Here is a 15,990-nt window from a genome sequence, read left to right as displayed (position 1 = left end):
GCTCAGTCGCCCATCCACCACGTCAGGCGAACCCCGCGGACCGTCTCTCCGGCCGCGGTCAGGTTTCCCGTCAGCACCACGCCGTCGCCGCCGAGATTGCGTCTGGCGGTGGCCAGCGCCCCTTGATCCAGCTGACCCTCGAACCACACCCGGCCGAGTTCGGGCGACTCCCCCTCGAACCGAACCATGGTGTCGGTGACTTCATAACGCGTCGGCAGCACGCGGGCCGTGACGCTGTGCGCCTCGCCCAGCTCGGTCTCCACCATCGGGCTGGCGGCGTCGTCGAACTGCAGCATCACCGGCGCGAAGGTCTCGCTGCGCGAACCGCCTTCCCAGCTCTCGAACTCCGGAGCTTGGCCGACGAAGAGGTGATCGAGGCTCCATTGGCCGATCCGGACCGGCGCCACGGGCATGTAATAGCCCGAGATGTCGGCGGTCGCGGCGTGGTTGAAGGCCGCCGCCGCCGCCCCCCCGGCGGGCGCGGGCGTTCGGTCGCAGGCCGCGACGGCGAGCGCCGCCAGAATCGCGGCGCCGGCTAGACATCTGATGTGCATGGGACCCTCCGGCCGCCAGATCAACATGCCGAGCCTCAGCGGTCCAGCCCTCGATCCAGCGCGCGGAAGCCGGCGATCGACAGTTCGGTGGCGCTGATGAACACCGACGGGGTGATCCGCTCGAAGTCGTCCGAGGGGCGGTGATAGTCGGGGTGATAGTTCACGCCGAAATACAGGAACGGCACCTGGGCCCGGTGGAAGGCGGCGTGGTCCGAGGAATTGACCCAGTTGTCCTCGCCGGTGTCCTGCGGCGTGTCCTTGCCGAAGGCCAGGGCCACGGCGCCGTTGACGGGGATGGTCTCGAGCAGCGGGCGGAAGGTCGGGTGCTGGTAGGTTCCCGTGACCCACAGCTTGCCGTCGGTTTCGGCCCGGGCGGTCATGTCGAAATTCAGGTTCATCGAGATGGAAGACAGCGGGACCGGCGGCGCCTCGACGAAGTGCTTCGCGCCCAGCAGACCCCGCTCCTCGCCATCGAGGGCCACAATGATCACGCTGTGGTCCGGGGCGTCGCGCTTCAGGTCCGCCGCCAGCGCCAGCATGGTCGCCACACCCGAGGCGTTGTCGTCGGCGCCGTTGTAGATCTGGCCCTCGTTGACCCCGACGTGATCGTAGTGGGCGGTGACGACGATGTAGCGGTCGGTGACGCGCGTGCCCGGGATCACCCCGAGGACGTTGACGCCATTGAAGGTCTTCGGGCCCTCGCGGGTGCGCCCCTGCATCTCCCACGGCTGCTCGCGGCCCATGGCCGGGGCGGCGACGCCGATCGCCTCCAGCCGGCCGACGATATAGGCGCGGGCCATGGCGCCGCCGGGCGCGCCGGTGTCGCGACCCTGCATGTCGTCGGCGGCCAGGATGCGGACATCCTCCAGCAGCTGGGCGTGCATGGCCGAGGGCTGCGGCGCGACCGGAGCTTCGGGCGGGACGGCGGTCCCGCAGGCGCTGAGCAGCAGAACCGCGGCCAGCGGCGAAAGGGCGGCGAGGCGGAGATGACGCATGGAGAGATTCCCTTGAGACTCCGCGACGCTAGCAGGCGAAACCGGCGGCGTCAGATTAACGTCCTGTCATGCCGCGAGCGGCTGGAAACGGACCACGCCCTCGCGGCGTTCGCTTCGGGTGCTAGAAGTCGGTCGAAGAGTTGGAGCGAACGCGATTCCCATGGCCGACACCGCCGTCGATCAGCTGACCGAGGCCCAGGCGCGGGAGGAATTCACCCGCCTGACGACCGAACTCGCCCGCCACGACGCCCTTTATCACGGCCACGATGCGCCCGAGATCTCCGACGCGGACTACGACGCCCTGAAGCGCCGGGCGCTGGAGATCGAGAGCCGTTTCCCCGAACTGACCATGGCCGATTCGCCGTCACAGGTGGTGGGCGCGGCCGTCTCCAGCCAGTTCGCCCCGGTCCGCCACGGCGTGCCGATGCTCTCGCTCGACAACGCCTTCGACCCCGGCGAGGTCGCCGACTTCGAGGCCCGCATCCGCCGCTTCCTGAAACTGCCCGCTGACGAGCACGTGGCCTTCGTCGCCGAGCCGAAGATCGACGGGCTGTCGGCCAGCCTGCGCTACGAGAACGGCGTACTGGTGCGCGGCGCGACGCGGGGCGACGGGCGAACCGGCGAGGACGTGACGGCCAACCTGCGCACGATCGCCGACATCCCCGAACGCCTGTCCGGCTCCGGCTGGCCCGAGGTGATCGAGGTTCGCGGCGAGGTCTATGCCCCCAACGACGCCTTCGACGCCTTCAACGCCGCGGCCGAGGCGGCCGGGACCCGGACCTACGCCAACCCGCGCAACTTCGCCGCCGGTTCGCTGCGCCAGAAGGATGCGGCGATCACCGCCCAGAGGCCGCTGCGCTTCTTCGCCTATGCCTGGGGCGAGGTCTCGTCGTCCTTCGCCGAGACCCAATGGGGCGCGCTGCAGGCCCTCCGGTCCTGGGGCTTCCCTGTCAACGACCGCTCGCAGCGGGTCGAGGACGCGGCCGGGCTGATGGCGCTGTACGACGGGCTGCAAACGGACCGGGCCGCGCTCGGCTATGACATCGACGGCGTGGTCTACAAGGTCGACCGGCTGGACTGGCAGGACCGTCTCGGCTTCGTCGCCCGCACCCCGCGCTGGGCCGTCGCCCACAAGTTTCCGGCCCAGCAGGCCCAGACGGTGCTGGAAGGCATCGACATCCAGGTCGGCCGCACCGGCTCGCACACGCCGGTGGCGCGGCTGCACCCGGTCACGGTCGGCGGCGTGGTGGTGCGCAACGCCACCCTGCACAACGCCGACGAGATCGCCCGGCTGGACGTCCGCCTCGGCGACACGGTCATCCTGCAGCGCGCGGGCGACGTCATCCCGCAGATTCTCGGCGTGGTGGACGCCGACCGGCCGGGGCGAGGCCAGCCGTATGAGTTTCCGCACATCTGCATCTGCCCGCTGAAGACGGCGCTGGTGAAGGAAACCAACGCCTCTGGCGTCGAGTCGGTGGTGCGCCGCTGCACCGGCGAACTGGCGTGCCCGTTCCAGCGCATCGAACACCTCAAGCATTTCGTCAGCCGTCGAGCCTTCGACATTGAAAGGCTTGGGGAAAAACAGCTGATCGCCTTCCACGAACGCGGCTGGATCAGCGAGCCCGCCGACATCTTCCGCCTGGCCCGCGACGAGGAAAAACTGAACGCCCTGCGCGCCGAGGACGGCTACGGCGAGACCAGCGTGCGCAACCTGGTCGCCGGCATCGACGCCCGCCGCACCATCGCCCTGGACCGCTTCATCTACGGCCTCGGGGTGCGCGACATCGGGGAGCAGACCTCGATCGTTCTGGCCCGGGCGTTCGAGACCTGGCCCGCCTTCGAGGCCGCCTGTCTCGCCGCCGCCGACGGCATCCCCAGCGAGGACTGGGTGCGGCTGAACGAGGCCCACGCGGTGTCGCCGCGCGTGGTCGCCGCGCTGGCCGAGGCGTCGCCCCCGGTCGAAGACCCGTGGCCGGACGCGCCCATCGACCAGAAGATCGCCCTCGCCTTCCCCGGCCTCGCCGCCCCCGCCCGGCGCGGTCTGGCGACCCTGGCCGACGACTGGGCCGGTCTGGTGCGGCTGGCCGGGGTGGCGCGCAAAGAGGGGCCGTCCGAGGGACTCGGTCAGATCGCCGGCGTCTCGGGCGTCGGGCCGGTGGCGGCGCGGGCGCTGGCGCTGTTCTTCCGCGAAACCCACAACCGCGCCATGGTCGAGGCTCTTGTGGCCGAGCTGGACCGGATCGAGGACGCCGAGAAACCGAAGTCCGACACCGCCGTCGCCGGCAAGACCGTGGTCTTCACCGGCGCCCTCGAACGCTTCACCCGCGATGAGGCCAAGGCCCGGGCGGAATCGCTCGGGGCCAAGGTCTCGGGCTCGGTGTCGAAGAAGACCGACTACCTCGTCGCCGGCCCCGGCGCCGGCTCCAAGCTGGCCGAGGCGCAGAAGCACGGCGTCGCGGTGCTGACCGAGGACGAGTGGCTGGCCCTGATCGGCGGCTGAGCGTCAGCGGTCGATGGCCGCCATGGTGGCCTCGGGATAGCGCTCCCCGGCCGCCGCGTCCTTCGGGAAGGCCGTGTCGATGCGGGCGAGGTCGTCCGGCGTCAGGACCACATCGACGGCGGCGACGTTCTCTTCCAGCGTCCGCACCCGCTTGGTGCCGGGGATGGGCACGAGGTCGTCGCCCTGGGCGAGCACCCAGGCGAGAGCCAGCTGGGCCGGCGTCACACCCTTGCCGGCGGCGATGGCCTTGACCTCGTCGACCAGCCGCAGGTTGCGCTGGAAATTCACGCCGATGAAGCGCGGGTTGGTCTTGCGCGAGTCGCCGTCCTCGAAGTCGTCGGGCGTGCGGATGGCGCCGGTGAGGAAGCCGCGGCCCAGCGGGCTGTAGGGCACGAGGCCGACGCCCAGCTCGCGACAGGTGGTCAGCACCCCGTCCTCGGGGTCCCGCGTCCACAGGGAGTATTCGCTCTGCAGGGCGGTGATCGGGTGCACCGCATGGCCCCGGCGCAGGGTGTCGGACGACGCCTCCGACAGGCCGAGGAACCGCACCTTGCCCTCGTCGACGAAGCGGGCCATGGCGCCGACCGTGTCCTCGATCGGCGTGTTCGGGTCGACGCGGTGCAGGTAGTAGAGGTCGATGGTCTCGACGCCGAGCCGCTTCAGGCTGCCCTCGACCGCGTCGCGGGCCCGCGCCGGCGAGCCGTCCAGCGCCATGCCGCCGCCGGGCGCGCCGCCCGGGGTGATGCCGAATTTGGTGGCGATGAAGGCCTTGTCGCGCTTGCCGGCCAAGGCCCGGCCGACCAGCTCCTCGTTGGTGTGCGGGCCGTAGATTTCGGCCGTGTCGAACAGGGTGACGTCCAGATCGAGCGCCCGGTGGAGGGTGGCGATGGACTCCGCCTCCGTCCCGGCGCGGCCGCCATAGAAGGCGCTCATGCCCATGCAGCCGAGGCCGATGGCCGAAACCTCAGGGCCCGAACGGCCCAGCCTGCGCGTCTTCATCAGCGCGTCTCCTGAAATGTGGGAAGCCGGCGACGCATTCGCCGACCCGCCGGAGATGGGCGCCGTTCGGCCTTATTTCAAGGGCGCGGCCTGCGCCTCCAGCCACGCCTTCGCCTCGCCGTCGAGCAGCGGACCGACCTTGGCCAGCACCTCGGCGTGATAGGCGTCGACATAGGCCCGCTCGTCCGCCGTCAGCAGGGCGACGTCGATCAGCTTGCGGTCCAGCGGCGCCAGGGTCAGTTGCTCGAAGCCATGCATCCGCCGTTCGCCGCCGGGAATCCGCTCGGGCGGCGTCACCACCTGCAGGGTCTCGATGCGGATGCCCCAGTGGCCCTCGCGGTAGTAGCCCGGCTCGTTGGACAGGATCATGCCGGTCAGCAGCGGCTGCGCATTCACCGCCTTGGCGATGCGCTGCGGCCCCTCGTGCACGCCCAGATAGCTGCCGACGCCGTGGCCGGTGCCGTGGTCGTAGTCGAGCCCGGCCATCCACATCGGCAGGCGGGCCAGCACGTCCAGCTGGTGCCCCGTCGTCCCCTCGGGGAAGCGCACCACAGCCATGGCGATATGGCCCTTGAGGACCAGGGTGAACATGCGGCGCTGCTCCGCCGTCGGCTCGCCCACGGCCATGGTGCGGGTGACGTCGGTGGTGCCGTCCAGGTACTGGCCGCCGCCGTCGACCAGCAGCAGGGAGCCCGTCTCGATGCGGCGGATCTTGTCGCCGACCGGCTTGTAGTGCGGCAGGGCGCCGTTGGGCCCGGCCCCGGCGATGGTGTCGAACGACAGGTCCTTCAGCGCGCCGGTCTCTTCGCGGAAGCCCTCCAGCGCCTCGGCGATCTCGCGCTCGCTCGGCAGGGTCCGCTGCGCCACCGTGTCGACCCAGTGAAGGAACCGTGTCAGGGCCGCGCCGTCGCGGATGTGGGCCTGACGGCTGCCCTCGATCTCGACCGGGTTCTTGCAGGCGCGCGGCAGGGCGCACGGATCGGCGCCGCGCACCACCGTTGCGCTGGCGGCCTTCAGACGATCGAAATACCAGGCCGACGACTGGCCCGGATCGATGAGCACCGACTGGCCTGACAGGCCGTCCAGCGCGGCCGGCAGCGCCTCGGGCGCCTCCAGCGTCACGGCGTCGCCGAGCCAGCCCGGCAGTTCGTTGGTGACCTTGCGCGGATCGAGGAACAGCCGCGCTGTCCCGTCAGCCCGCACCACCGCCTGGCCGAGCGGCAACGGCGTGCGGATCACGTCGCCGCCGCGGATGTTGAACAGCCAGGCGATCGACGCCGGCGCCGTCAGCACGGCGGCCCCGGCCCCGGCGTCGCGGATGGCCCCGCCGATGCGGGCGCGCTTCGCGGCGCTGCTCTCGCCGGCGTAGCGATCCTCGTGCGGGACCACGGGCGCGGCGGGCTGCTCGGGGCGCTCGTCGGCCCAGGCCAGGTCCAGCGGATTGGGATCGACAGGCTTCAGCTCGGCCCCGGCCTTCGCCGCCGCCCGCGCCAGGGTCGCCAGCGCGTCGGGGCTGTGCAGGCGGGGATCGTAGCCGATCACCGCGCCCTGCGGCGCCTGCTCCAGCCAGGCGGCCACGCCGCCGTTCTCGAGGCTCAGGATCTCGAACTGGGCCGGATCGACCTGGGCCCGGACCTGCACCGTGTAGCGGCCGTCGGCGAACACCGCAGCCCGGTCCGCCAGCACCGCCCCCGCCCCGGCCGAGCCGGTGAAGCCGGTCAGCCACGCCAGCCGCTCGTTGGCGGGCGGCAGGTATTCGTTCTGATGCTCGTCCTCGTGTGGGACCAGCAGGCCGTCGAGGCCTTGCTCGGCCATCCTGGCGCGGACGCGGGGCAGGTGTTTGGCCCCGAAGGACGGATCGGTGGTTTCATCGAAGGACTGGCGCATGGCCGACGGCATAGCACCGTCGCCCCGCGCTTTTCACCCCCGGCCGTTACCCGGGGGCGCTAATTCTGCGGCGAGGTGGGCGACACCACCGGCGTGTCGGGCGCTGGCGCCGGAACCGGCACAGGGACTTCACGCTCGATGATCACCGGCTCGGCGGCGCGGGCTTCGGCCGCACGCGCCTCGGCGGCGGCGGCGGCGGCGTTGGCGCGGGCGATGTCGACGCTGGCCTGGGCGCCGGCGACCTGGCCCTGCACCAGGGCGGCGTCGGCCTGGGCCTGGGCCTCGGCGGCGTCGAGGCGGGCTTCCAGCACCTCCTCGTCGGTCTGCGGCGCGCCGCCACGGGCGAACAGGATCCACAGCACCGCCAGCAGCACCAGGCCGCCGAGGATGCCGGCGATCCACCAGCCGGTGTTGGACTCCCGCACCACCACGGTCTCGGTAGTGGTCTCGCTGTAGGCCGGCTCACCCGGACGGGTGCGGGTCGGATCGGTGTTCGGATCGTACTGGGTCACGGGCGGTTCTCCATTGAACCACCGCAACGGCTCCGGTTGCCGTCCGTTCCGCCGTCAGCCCACCCGGCGCAGCACCAGCGCGCTCCACGCGTCGCGGCGGATACGCCGCTCCAGCACGAAGCCACGCGACAGATAGGCCGCCGTCACCCGGCGCTCCTGCGTGCGCAGAAGCCCCGACAGAATGGCCACGCCGCCCAGCTTCAGCGCGCCCTTGATGTCCTGGGAGAGGCTGACCAGCGGTGGGGCGAGGATGTTGGCGAAGACCAGATCGTAGGGCCCCTGCCCCCGCACCTTGCGGTCGTTGAGGCCAAAGGCGTGCACGAACCGCGCGTCGGCCATGTTCAGCTTTGCATTCTCGTTGGCGATGCGCACCGACGGCGCGTCGATGTCGGTGCCCAGAGCAACCTTCGACCCGGTCTTCGCCGCGGCGATGGCCAGCACCCCGGTGCCGCAGCCGACGTCCAGCACCCGCTCGAACCGCTCGCGCTTCAGCAGTTCGTCGAAGGCCAACAGGCAGCCGACCGTGGTGCCGTGGTGTCCGGTCCCGAAGGCGGCGCCCGCGTCGATCTTCAGATTCACGGTGTTCTTCGGCACGACGCCCTGGTCGTGCGCGCCGTAGATGAAGAAGCGGCCGGCCCGCACCGGCGGCAGGCCGGACAGCGACATGGCCAGCCAGTCCGCGTCGGCCAGCTTCTCGACGATGACCGTCAGGCCTTCATGCGCCTTGAGCCGCCCCTCGATGCCCAGGGCGTCATCTTCATCATTGGGAAAGGCGTCGATGCGCCAGATGCCGCGGTCTTCGTCCTCTTCAAGAATCGAATAGGTGGCGCCTTCCAGCAACGGGTCTGAATCCAGCGACGCGGCCGCGGCCTCGGCGATGGTTCGGGGACCTCTCGCGATTATTTGAACTGCGGACTCGGACATTTCTCAAACACCGCTATCATTGCGAATCGAGACACGCGCTGGCGTGCTCTCCCGCGCCAGCATCAACCAACTGAACCGAGGGGTCGGGGAAACCATGGCTAAAGCACCGTCCAAGCCGAGCACCGCCAAACCGAAGGCGGCCGCCGCTTCCAAGCCGAAACCGGCGACAAAGTCGAGCGCCGCGAAAGCCGCGACCGCCAAGCCCGCGGCCAAGGCCGTCGCGCCCAAGGCCGCCGCCAAGCCCGCCGCTGTGAAGAAGCCGGTCGCCAAGGCCGCTCCGAAGGCCGCTCCGAAGGCCGCCGCCAAGCCCGCGGCCAAGGCTGCGGCTCCCAAGGCCGCGGCCGCGAAGAAGCCGGTCGCCGCGAAGAAACCCGCCGCCAGGAAGCCCGCCGCCAAGGCCGCTCCGAAGGCCGCCGCCCCGGCTCCGAAGCCCGCCGCTGCGCCGGCTCCGGCTCCGGCTCCGAAGCCGGCCGCCGCTCCCGCTGCCGCCGCTCCGGCCGCCGCCAGGCCCGCCGCGAAGAAAGGCTTCCTGACCGGCCTGCTCGACGCGATCTTCGGCAAGACCAACTGATCGGCGCCGGAAACGGAGCCTGAAACGACGAAGCGCCGGAGGATCGCTCCTCCGGCGCTTTTTCATGCGCGCTCGTCCGACGCGGTCAGGCTTCCGGCAGGTCTTCCGCCAGGATGGCCATCTCGAACATGAAGCTGCCCGCCTCGTCCTCGTCCTCGAAGACCACGCCGATGAATTCGTCGCCGACATAGACCTCGGCCGAGTCGCTGGGCTTGCCGCGTGGCTTCAGGATGATGCCGCCGGTGTTGAAGGTGCGCTTCAGGTGCGTCTCGACGCGCTTCATGTCGGCGGTGTTCATGGTCGGCCTCAGGTCTGTCTTGAAGCGGCGGACCCTAGAGAAAGCCCCGCCGGAGGGAAAGCCTCTAGGCCTCAGATCACGAAGTCATAGACGATGTCGGCCAGCGTATGGTCCATGGTCCGCGCCGGCGCCGCCTCGGTGGGGCAGTTGACCAGCCGGGCCGGGACACCCGCCACGGTGCAGCCCGCCGGCACCGGCTTCAGCACCACCGAGCCGGAGGCCACCTTGGCGTAGTCGCCGACGGTGATGTTGCCCAGCACCTTGGCCCCCGCTCCCAGCAGCACGCCCCTGCCGATCTTGGGGTGGCGGTCGCCGCGTTCGGCCCCGGTGCCGCCCAGGGTCACGGCGTGCAGCATCGACACCTCGTCGCCGACCACGGCCGTCTCGCCAATGACGATGCCGGTGCCGTGGTCGAGGAACAGGCCCGAGCCCAGCCGCGCGGCCGGGTGGATGTCGACCTGGAACAGCTCCGACATCCGGCTCTGGAAATGGAAGGCCAGCGCCTCGCGCCCCTGCCGCCACAGCCAGTGCGCCACGCGGTGCCCCTGCAGGGCCTGAAAGCCCTTGAAGTAGAGGAAGGGCTGCAACAGCGACTTGATGGCCGGATCGCGCTCGGCCACGGCGCGCAGGTCGGCCTCGGCCGCCGCGATGATCGACGGGTCGGCCTCGAAGGCGTCGCGGCAGATTTCGCGCACCGACATCGGACCCAGTTCGGCGTCGCCCAGCTTGCGCGCGATCTGGAAGCCCAGCGCCGCGGCCAGCTCGGCGTGCGACAGGATCACCGCGTTCATCTGCGAGGCCAGGTGCGGCTCGGCGCGGGCGGTCGCCTCGGCGGCCGCGCGCAACTGGCTCCATGTGTCGGAGCGCGCGGCGACGACTTCGAGCTTGGGCATCGGTGACTCCTTCGGCGGCATCATACGCTTGCCAGCATGGCCTTCGCCAATTCCGCCGGCAGTTCGCCCTCGCGCGCCATATGGTAGGCGCGCAGGGTGGTCGCCACCGTGAACATGTCGCGCACCGCGCCGCGCCCGACCTCGCGCAGCAGGTCGCCGAACGGTACGCGGGCGACGCGGATCACCTCGGTCGGGTCCGGCGCGACGGGCACGGGCGTCAGACCCCAGGCGATCCACGCTATGGCCCGCTCGTCGGTGATGGAGTTGGTCATCTCCGCCTTCAGGGCGTCGCGCCAGTGTTCCGCCCGCAGCCCCGCCTCCTCGGCCAGTTCGCGGCGGGCGCCCTCGATCGGATCCTCGTCGAACGGCGCGCCGCCCTCGGGCATTTCCCACGACCAGTTCATCAGGGCGAAGCGCTGCTGGCCGACCAGGGTCACGGTTCCGTCCCCATGCACCGGCAGCACCCCGACCGACAGGTTCCTCGGCCGCATCACCACATAGTCGCACGCCAGCCCCGTCGGCGCCGTCGCCGGATGCCGCGTCAGCCGCATCCACGGGCTCTCGAAGATCACTGTCTCGCCGTCGCTGCGCCACGGCGGCGGCCGGTCGGACGGATCGTCCCAGGCCGGCGTCGGGCGGTCGGCGTCGAAGGAATCGCGAGAGTCTGTCATCCGCCGCATATGGCGCAGGGAGGCGCGGACGCCTAGCTAGGCCGCATGACCGACGCCGACCTGGGCCAGGCCCTTCCCCTCCCGACCCCCTCGATCGAGCTGCAGACGCGGCTGGCCACGCGTCGCTCGGCGCCCGCGCAAGCTCTCGGCGCCCCCGGCCCCTCGCCCGCCGAGATCGAGCGCATCCTGACCCTCGGGGCCCGTTCCCCCGATCACGGCAAGCTGTTCCCGTGGCGCTTCGTGGTCATGGGGCCGCAGAGCCGCGCCGCGCTGGCCGAGGCCCTGCTCCCGCACGCCGCGCGACAGCCGGACCCGGGCAAGGCCCGCAAGGTGCTGACCAAGCTGACCGCCCCGCCCCTGACCATTCTGGTGATCTCCGCGCCGGTCGACAGCGCCAAGCCGGTCTGGGAGCAGGAGCTCTCCGCCGGAGCCGTGTGCATGAACCTCGAACACGCCGCCAACGCCTTCGGCTATTCGGCCAGCTGGATCACGGATTGGTACAGCTATGACCCGCAAGCTCTTGAACTACTGGGTGTAACATCCAGAGAACGGGTCGCGGGCTTCATTCACATCGGTACGCTGGCGGAGTCGCCGCTGGAGCGCCCCAGACCCGATCTGTCGACCCTGGTCGTCCACCGCCCCTGACGGCTCGGGCCGCAATGCCGCCGAGATAGCGCCGCGCCAGCAGCGGCTTGCCCAGCCAGTAGCAGAGCTCGGCCGGCCGCTCGATGTCCCACACCGCCAGGTCGGCCGCCTTGCCCGCCTCGAGAGTCCCGACATCGGCCAGGCCCAGCGCCTTCGCCGCGACCCGCGTCGCCCCCGCCAGCGCCTCCTCCGGGGTCAGGCGGAACTGCACGCAGGCGAGGTTCAGCGCCGCCGTCATCGAGGCCACCGGCGAGGTGCCCGGATTGCAGTCCGTCGCCACCGCCATGGCCACGCCGTGCCGCCGCAGCAGGTCGATCGGCGGCGGCGTGGTCTCGCGCAGCATCAGATAGGCCCCGGGCAACAGCACCGCGACGACGCCCGCCTCCGCCATCGCCTTCACCCCGGCCTCGCCGGTGTGCTCGATGTGGTCGGCCGACAGCGCTCCATATTTCGCCGCCAGCGCCGCCCCGCCGCCGTCCGACAACTGGTCGGCGTGCAGCTTGACCGGCAGGCCCAGCGACTTCGCCCTTTCGAACAGCCGCCCGACCTCCCCGGTCGAGAAGGCGATGGGCTCGCAATAGGCGTCGACGGCGTCGACCAGCCCCTCGGCATGGGCCGCGGGCAGGATTTCGTCCACAGCCTTGTCCACATAGGCCGCGCGGTCGGCGCGATGCTCCGGCGGCACCGCGTGCAGACCCAGATAGCTGGTCCGCACCCGCACCCCGGCCTCGCGCCCGATGCGCCGCGCCACGCGCAGCATCTTCAGTTCGCTGTCCCGATCGAGGCCGTAGCCCGACTTGATCTCGACCGTGGTCACGCCCGACGCCGTCAGCCCGGCCAACCGCGTCAGCGCGCTCGCATACAGATCGTCCTCCGACGCCGCCCGCGTCGCCGCCACGGACGAGACGATGCCGCCGCCGGCGCGGGCGATCTCCTCGTAGGTCGCGCCGCCCAGCCGCTGCTCGAACTCCCTCGACCGGTCGCCGCCGAACACCAGATGCGTATGGCAGTCGATCAGCCCCGGCGTGACCCAGCGCCCTTCCAGCCGGTCGGTCTGCTTCGCATCATGGGCGGGCAGCTCCTCGCGGGGTCCGGCCCAGACGATGCGGCCCTCCGCGGTCAGGATCGCCCCATCGTCGATGGCGCCATAGGGCTCCCCGCCCTCGGCCATGGTGGCCAGGCGGCAGTCGGTGATGAGCCTCATCGCCCCTCGAACCCCGCCAGCAGCTCGCAGAACCACCGCCCTGCCGTCAGCGAGCCGAGGTCGCCGATCTCCAGCGACGGATCGTATTCGGTCAGGTCCACGGCCCTCACCTTCGGATGGGTCCCGATCACCCGCGTGGCGTCGAAGAAGTCCTGAACCGACACCCCCCCCGGCCGCGCCCCCGGCGAGGCCGGCCACTGGCTGCGGTCGATGACGTCGATGTCGAAATCGACGTAGATCACCTCGCACAGGCTCGACAGCCGCTCGAGCTCCTCGTCGACCACGGCGGCCAGCCCGCGCTCGCGGCACTCCCGCGCCGTCCGCACCGAGATCCCGGCCGCCGTCGCCTTGTCGTGGGCCCGCTTGGTATTGGCGAAGGGCGCCAGACCGACCTGGCTGATCCGCCGCCCCTCCAGCCCGTCCTCCAGCAGCGCCTGCACCGGATTGCCGTTGGTCAGGCCCTGGTCGGTGTCGCGCAGGTCGAAATGGGCGTCCAGCGTCAGCAGCCCCGTCCGCGCCAGCCCCAGCCCATGCACGCCCGGCCGGGTGATGGCGTTGTTGCCGCCGATCAGCACGGTCAGGCCGCGCGTCCCCTGCCCCGCCACCGCGTCGCGCACCGGCCCGAACGCGTCGGCCGGCGACAGCGCCTTCACCGCCACGTCGCCCGCGTCATGCACCCGCGTCGACAGCTCGGCCCCAGTCTCCACGTCATAGGTCGAGAAGCGCGGCAGCGCGGCCCGAAACGCCCTGGGCCCGAGATCGCATCGCCCCGGCGTCAGCGAGCGCTCGTTCAACCCGGCGCCGATGAGGGCCACGGGCGCGTCCGGATGCGACCCGACCAGATCGGCGATCGAGCGCCAAGACAGGGCTTCGGAAGAGGTCTGGCTCATGCGTCAGGCTTTCGTCGGCTGGAATCGGGCGACCAGATCGTAGGCGTCGCCGGGAAAGGTCTGCCAGGCCCAGGTCACCCCAAGCCCGTCCCGCCACGTCCTGCGCTCCAGCCTCAGGCACGGCGCGCCCGGAGGCAACAGCAGACGTTCGGCGACCTCGCCGGTCGCACCCACGGCGGAGATGCGGTGTTCGGCCTCGGTCCACGGCGTGTGGGCCAGCAGCCAGCTGCCCGCCGCCTGCTCGCGGAAGTCCGCGGTCTCCGCCTCCGGCGCGCCCGTCAGCGAGATCAGCCGCCGCTCGTGCACGAAGGGGGCGTCGTCGGCGAGGTGCAGGGTCTCGAGCTCGATCACCCGGCCGCCATCCGCCAGCCACGCCTCAGCCTCGCCCGCCGCGCGGACGGTTCGCGCCAGCAAACGATGCGACCAGGCCAGGCCGCGTCCCTCGACCTCGACCTGGATGTCGGGGATCGCCACCAGCGCCGCCGAATGCAGGGGCGGATGGGCCACGATGGTCCCAGCCCGTCGCCGACGCGTCACCAGACCCCGCGCCGCCAGCCCCGACATTGCTTTCGAGGCCGTCATGCGGGCGCAGCCGTACTCGGCCATCAGTTCGCTCTCGGTCGGCAGCCGATGGCCCGGCCGCCACTCGCCGGACAGGATGCGCCGCTCGATGTCGCTTTCGATGCGCCGGTGGATGACCGTCATGTCCATGGCCGAACTATCCGGCTTGCGCCGATATATGTCTAGACATAATGATGCGCCGAACAGGAGGCCTCCATGAGCAACACGTCGAACGCCCGTGTCGTCCGCGCGCCCCGCGGCCCGGAGATGACGGCGAAGACCTGGGCCGCCGAGGCCGCCCTGCGCATGCTGATGAACAACCTCGACCCCGAGGTGGCCGAACGGCCCGAGGATCTCGTCGTCTACGGCGGCATCGGCAAGGCCGCGCGGGACTGGGCGTCGTTCGACCGCATCGTCAGCGAGCTGCGCGAGCTTGAGGCCGACCAGACCCTGCTGGTCCAGTCGGGCAAGCCGGTCGGCGTCTTCCGCACCCATCCCGACGCGCCGCGGGTGCTGATCGCCAACTCCAACCTGGTGCCGAAATGGGCGACCTGGGAGCATTTCAACGAGCTCGATCGCAAGGGTCTGATGATGTACGGCCAGATGACGGCCGGCTCGTGGATCTACATCGGCACCCAGGGCATCGTTCAGGGCACCTACGAGACCTTCATGGAGGCCGGGCGCCAGCACCATGGCGGCGACTGGTCGGGCAAATGGATCCTGACCGCCGGCCTCGGCGGCATGGGCGGGGCCCAGCCGCTGGCGGCGACCATGGCCGGCGCCTCCTGCCTGGCGGTGGAATGCCAGCGCAGCCGGATCGAGATGCGGCTGAAGACCCGCTACCTCGACGTCATGGCCGAGACGCTGGACGAGGCCCTCGCCCTGATCGAACAGTCGAAAATCGATAAAAAGCCGATATCCGTCGGCCTGTTGGGCAACGCGGCTGACGTCCTGCCTGAACTGGCCCGGCGCGGCGTGCGGCCTGATCTGGTCACCGACCAGACCAGCGCCCACGACCTCGTCAACGGCTACCTGCCGCAAGGCTGGACCGTCTCCGAATGGGAAGACAAGCGCGTCTCCGACCCCGAGGCGGTCAAGGAGGCGGCGCGCCGGTCCTGCGCCGTCCACGTCCGGGCCATGCTCGATTTCCAGAAGATGGGCGTGCCGGTGACCGACTACGGCAACAACATCCGTCAGGTCGCCTTCGACGAGGGCGTGGCCAACGCCTTCGATTTCCCCGGCTTCGTTCCCGCCTACATCCGCCCGCTGTTCTGCCGCGGGATCGGCCCGTTCCGCTGGGCCGCCCTGACCGGCGACCCGGAGGACATCCGCAAGACCGACGCGGCGATGAAAAAGCTGTTCCCCGACAACGCCGGCCTGCACCGCTGGCTCGACATGGCCGGCGAGCGCATCGCCTTCCAGGGCCTGCCCGCGCGGATCTGCTGGATCGGGCTGGGCGACCGCCACCGCGCCGGCCTGATGTTCAACGACATGGTCGCCTCGGGCGAGCTCTCCGGCCCCATCGTCGTCGGCCGCGACCACCTCGACTCCGGCTCCGTCGCCAGCCCCAACCGCGAGACCGAAGCCATGATGGACGGCTCCGACGCCGTCTCCGACTGGCCCCTGCTCAACGCCCTGCTCAACACCGCGTCGGGCGCCAGCTGGGTGTCGCTGCATCACGGCGGCGGCGTCGGCATGGGCTATTCCCAGCACTCGGGCGTGGTGATCGTCGCCGACGGCACGCCGGAAGCGGCCGCCCGCCTCGAACGCGTCCTGTGGAACGACCCCGCCACCGGGGTGATGCGCCACGCCGACGCCGGGTATGAGATCGCGAAAGAGGCCGCGCGCGAACACGGCCTCAACCTGCCGAGCCTGAAGGCCTGAAC

The 15,990-nt window shown here is 70.9% G+C and carries 16 protein-coding genes; 4 read left to right on the top strand and 12 right to left on the bottom strand.

Annotated features, from left to right (window positions below; translation table 11 throughout):
• Nucleotides 1-2 precede the first annotated feature (2 nt).
• Nucleotides 3-554, bottom strand: coding sequence for a hypothetical protein (locus ACSQ1L_RS01185; RefSeq protein ID WP_435991149.1), 552 nt, complete (start codon nucleotides 552-554; stop codon nucleotides 3-5).
• A 35-nt stretch (nucleotides 555-589) separates the two neighbouring features.
• Nucleotides 590-1,549 carry a M28 family peptidase gene (locus tag ACSQ1L_RS01180; protein ID WP_435991147.1) on the bottom strand — a complete coding sequence of 320 codons (960 nt, stop codon included), beginning with the start codon at nucleotides 1,547-1,549 and terminating at the stop codon, nucleotides 590-592.
• Between the two features lie 160 nt (nucleotides 1,550-1,709).
• Between ACSQ1L_RS01180 and ligA the strand changes: the two genes are divergently transcribed.
• Complete coding sequence (gene ligA / locus ACSQ1L_RS01175; protein WP_435991145.1) at nucleotides 1,710-4,049, top strand: NAD-dependent DNA ligase LigA; 2,340 nt, start codon at nucleotides 1,710-1,712, stop codon at nucleotides 4,047-4,049.
• A gap of 3 nt (nucleotides 4,050-4,052) precedes the next feature.
• Here ligA and ACSQ1L_RS01170 read toward each other — a convergent pair whose 3' ends face one another.
• The 4 genes from ACSQ1L_RS01170 to ACSQ1L_RS01155 all read right to left on the bottom strand — a co-directional run bounded on the left by ACSQ1L_RS01170 (nucleotide 4,053) and on the right by ACSQ1L_RS01155 (nucleotide 8,371).
• On the bottom strand, nucleotides 4,053-5,048 hold the full coding sequence (locus ACSQ1L_RS01170; protein ID WP_435991143.1) for an aldo/keto reductase: 996 nt from the start codon (nucleotides 5,046-5,048) through the stop codon (nucleotides 4,053-4,055).
• Nucleotides 5,049-5,120: 72 nt separating this feature from the next.
• Nucleotides 5,121-6,935 carry an aminopeptidase P family protein gene (locus ACSQ1L_RS01165; RefSeq protein ID WP_435991141.1) on the bottom strand — a complete coding sequence of 605 codons (1,815 nt, stop codon included), beginning with the start codon at nucleotides 6,933-6,935 and terminating at the stop codon, nucleotides 5,121-5,123.
• 59 nt (nucleotides 6,936-6,994) lie between these two features.
• Nucleotides 6,995-7,447 (bottom strand): hypothetical protein, encoded by a 453-nt coding sequence (locus tag ACSQ1L_RS01160; RefSeq protein WP_435991139.1) that lies wholly within the window; start codon nucleotides 7,445-7,447, stop codon nucleotides 6,995-6,997.
• Between the two features lie 54 nt (nucleotides 7,448-7,501).
• Nucleotides 7,502-8,371, bottom strand: a complete 870-nt coding sequence (locus tag ACSQ1L_RS01155; RefSeq protein WP_435991137.1) for a 50S ribosomal protein L11 methyltransferase — start codon at nucleotides 8,369-8,371, stop codon at nucleotides 7,502-7,504.
• A 94-nt stretch (nucleotides 8,372-8,465) separates the two neighbouring features.
• Here ACSQ1L_RS01155 and ACSQ1L_RS01150 point away from each other — a divergent pair, with 94 nt between their 5' ends.
• On the top strand, nucleotides 8,466-8,942 hold the full coding sequence (locus ACSQ1L_RS01150; RefSeq protein WP_435991135.1) for a hypothetical protein: 477 nt from the start codon (nucleotides 8,466-8,468) through the stop codon (nucleotides 8,940-8,942).
• Nucleotides 8,943-9,027: 85 nt separating this feature from the next.
• On the opposite strand, the gene ACSQ1L_RS01145 is transcribed toward ACSQ1L_RS01150, so the two are convergent.
• From ACSQ1L_RS01145 to ACSQ1L_RS01135, 3 genes are all read right to left on the bottom strand, one after another.
• Entirely contained in the window at nucleotides 9,028-9,240 is a 213-nt protein-coding gene (locus tag ACSQ1L_RS01145) for a DUF3126 family protein (protein ID WP_298743451.1), read from the bottom strand.
• Nucleotides 9,241-9,311: 71 nt separating this feature from the next.
• Nucleotides 9,312-10,133, bottom strand: a complete 822-nt coding sequence (gene cysE, locus ACSQ1L_RS01140; RefSeq protein ID WP_435991133.1) for a serine O-acetyltransferase — start codon at nucleotides 10,131-10,133, stop codon at nucleotides 9,312-9,314.
• 20 nt (nucleotides 10,134-10,153) lie between these two features.
• The gene (locus tag ACSQ1L_RS01135) at nucleotides 10,154-10,804 is read right to left on the bottom strand and encodes an NUDIX domain-containing protein (protein WP_435991131.1); all 651 of its coding nucleotides are present in this window, start codon (nucleotides 10,802-10,804) and stop codon (nucleotides 10,154-10,156) included.
• A 45-nt stretch (nucleotides 10,805-10,849) separates the two neighbouring features.
• Between ACSQ1L_RS01135 and ACSQ1L_RS01130 the strand changes: the two genes are divergently transcribed.
• Entirely contained in the window at nucleotides 10,850-11,449 is a 600-nt protein-coding gene (locus ACSQ1L_RS01130) for a nitroreductase family protein (protein ID WP_435991129.1), read from the top strand.
• On the opposite strand, the gene hutI is transcribed toward ACSQ1L_RS01130, so the two are convergent.
• Genes hutI through ACSQ1L_RS01115 form a run of 3 tightly spaced genes read right to left on the bottom strand, consistent with a single transcriptional unit; the run spans nucleotide 11,367 to nucleotide 14,254 of the window.
• Entirely contained in the window at nucleotides 11,367-12,653 is a 1,287-nt protein-coding gene (hutI, locus tag ACSQ1L_RS01125; protein WP_435991127.1) for an imidazolonepropionase, read from the bottom strand. The genes ACSQ1L_RS01130 and hutI overlap by 83 nt on opposite strands.
• A complete protein-coding gene (locus ACSQ1L_RS01120; RefSeq protein ID WP_435991125.1) occupies nucleotides 12,650-13,543 on the bottom strand; it encodes an agmatinase family protein in 894 nt (297 codons plus the stop codon). Before ACSQ1L_RS01120 ends, hutI begins: the two co-directional genes overlap by 4 nt.
• A gap of 3 nt (nucleotides 13,544-13,546) precedes the next feature.
• Nucleotides 13,547-14,254, bottom strand: coding sequence for a UTRA domain-containing protein (locus ACSQ1L_RS01115; RefSeq protein ID WP_435991123.1), 708 nt, complete (start codon nucleotides 14,252-14,254; stop codon nucleotides 13,547-13,549).
• A gap of 66 nt (nucleotides 14,255-14,320) precedes the next feature.
• On the opposite strand from ACSQ1L_RS01115, the gene hutU reads away from it, so the two are divergent.
• On the top strand, nucleotides 14,321-15,988 hold the full coding sequence (hutU, locus tag ACSQ1L_RS01110) for a urocanate hydratase (RefSeq protein WP_435991121.1): 1,668 nt from the start codon (nucleotides 14,321-14,323) through the stop codon (nucleotides 15,986-15,988).
• The last annotated feature ends 2 nt before the right edge of the window (nucleotides 15,989-15,990 follow it).

It is taken from the genome of Brevundimonas sp. LjRoot202, from assembly GCF_964253355.1.
Lineage (GTDB): Bacteria > Pseudomonadota > Alphaproteobacteria > Caulobacterales > Caulobacteraceae > Brevundimonas.
This window is presented reverse-complemented; position numbering and strand designations above follow the sequence as displayed.

Excerpts from the sequence above, each read along its gene's own strand:
- ACSQ1L_RS01150 (WP_435991135.1), top strand. The coding sequence starts at position 8,466 with ATGGCTAAAGCACCGTCCAAGCCGAGCACCGCCAAACCGAAGGCGGCC.
- cysE (WP_435991133.1), bottom strand. The coding sequence starts at position 10,133 with ATGCCCAAGCTCGAAGTCGTCGCCGCGCGCTCCGACACATGGAGCCAG.
- ACSQ1L_RS01165 (WP_435991141.1), bottom strand. The coding sequence starts at position 6,935 with ATGCGCCAGTCCTTCGATGAAACCACCGATCCGTCCTTCGGGGCCAAA.
- ACSQ1L_RS01135 (WP_435991131.1), bottom strand. The coding sequence starts at position 10,804 with ATGACAGACTCTCGCGATTCCTTCGACGCCGACCGCCCGACGCCGGCC.
- ACSQ1L_RS01145 (WP_298743451.1), bottom strand. The coding sequence starts at position 9,240 with ATGAACACCGCCGACATGAAGCGCGTCGAGACGCACCTGAAGCGCACC.
- ACSQ1L_RS01185 (WP_435991149.1), bottom strand. The coding sequence starts at position 554 with ATGCACATCAGATGTCTAGCCGGCGCCGCGATTCTGGCGGCGCTCGCC.
- ACSQ1L_RS01180 (WP_435991147.1), bottom strand. The coding sequence starts at position 1,549 with ATGCGTCATCTCCGCCTCGCCGCCCTTTCGCCGCTGGCCGCGGTTCTG.
- ACSQ1L_RS01115 (WP_435991123.1), bottom strand. The coding sequence starts at position 14,254 with ATGGACATGACGGTCATCCACCGGCGCATCGAAAGCGACATCGAGCGG.
- ACSQ1L_RS01155 (WP_435991137.1), bottom strand. The coding sequence starts at position 8,371 with ATGTCCGAGTCCGCAGTTCAAATAATCGCGAGAGGTCCCCGAACCATC.
- hutU (WP_435991121.1), top strand. The coding sequence starts at position 14,321 with ATGAGCAACACGTCGAACGCCCGTGTCGTCCGCGCGCCCCGCGGCCCG.
- ACSQ1L_RS01120 (WP_435991125.1), bottom strand. The coding sequence starts at position 13,543 with ATGAGCCAGACCTCTTCCGAAGCCCTGTCTTGGCGCTCGATCGCCGAT.
- ACSQ1L_RS01130 (WP_435991129.1), top strand. The coding sequence starts at position 10,850 with ATGACCGACGCCGACCTGGGCCAGGCCCTTCCCCTCCCGACCCCCTCG.
- hutI (WP_435991127.1), bottom strand. The coding sequence starts at position 12,653 with ATGAGGCTCATCACCGACTGCCGCCTGGCCACCATGGCCGAGGGCGGG.
- ligA (WP_435991145.1), top strand. The coding sequence starts at position 1,710 with ATGGCCGACACCGCCGTCGATCAGCTGACCGAGGCCCAGGCGCGGGAG.
- ACSQ1L_RS01170 (WP_435991143.1), bottom strand. The coding sequence starts at position 5,048 with ATGAAGACGCGCAGGCTGGGCCGTTCGGGCCCTGAGGTTTCGGCCATC.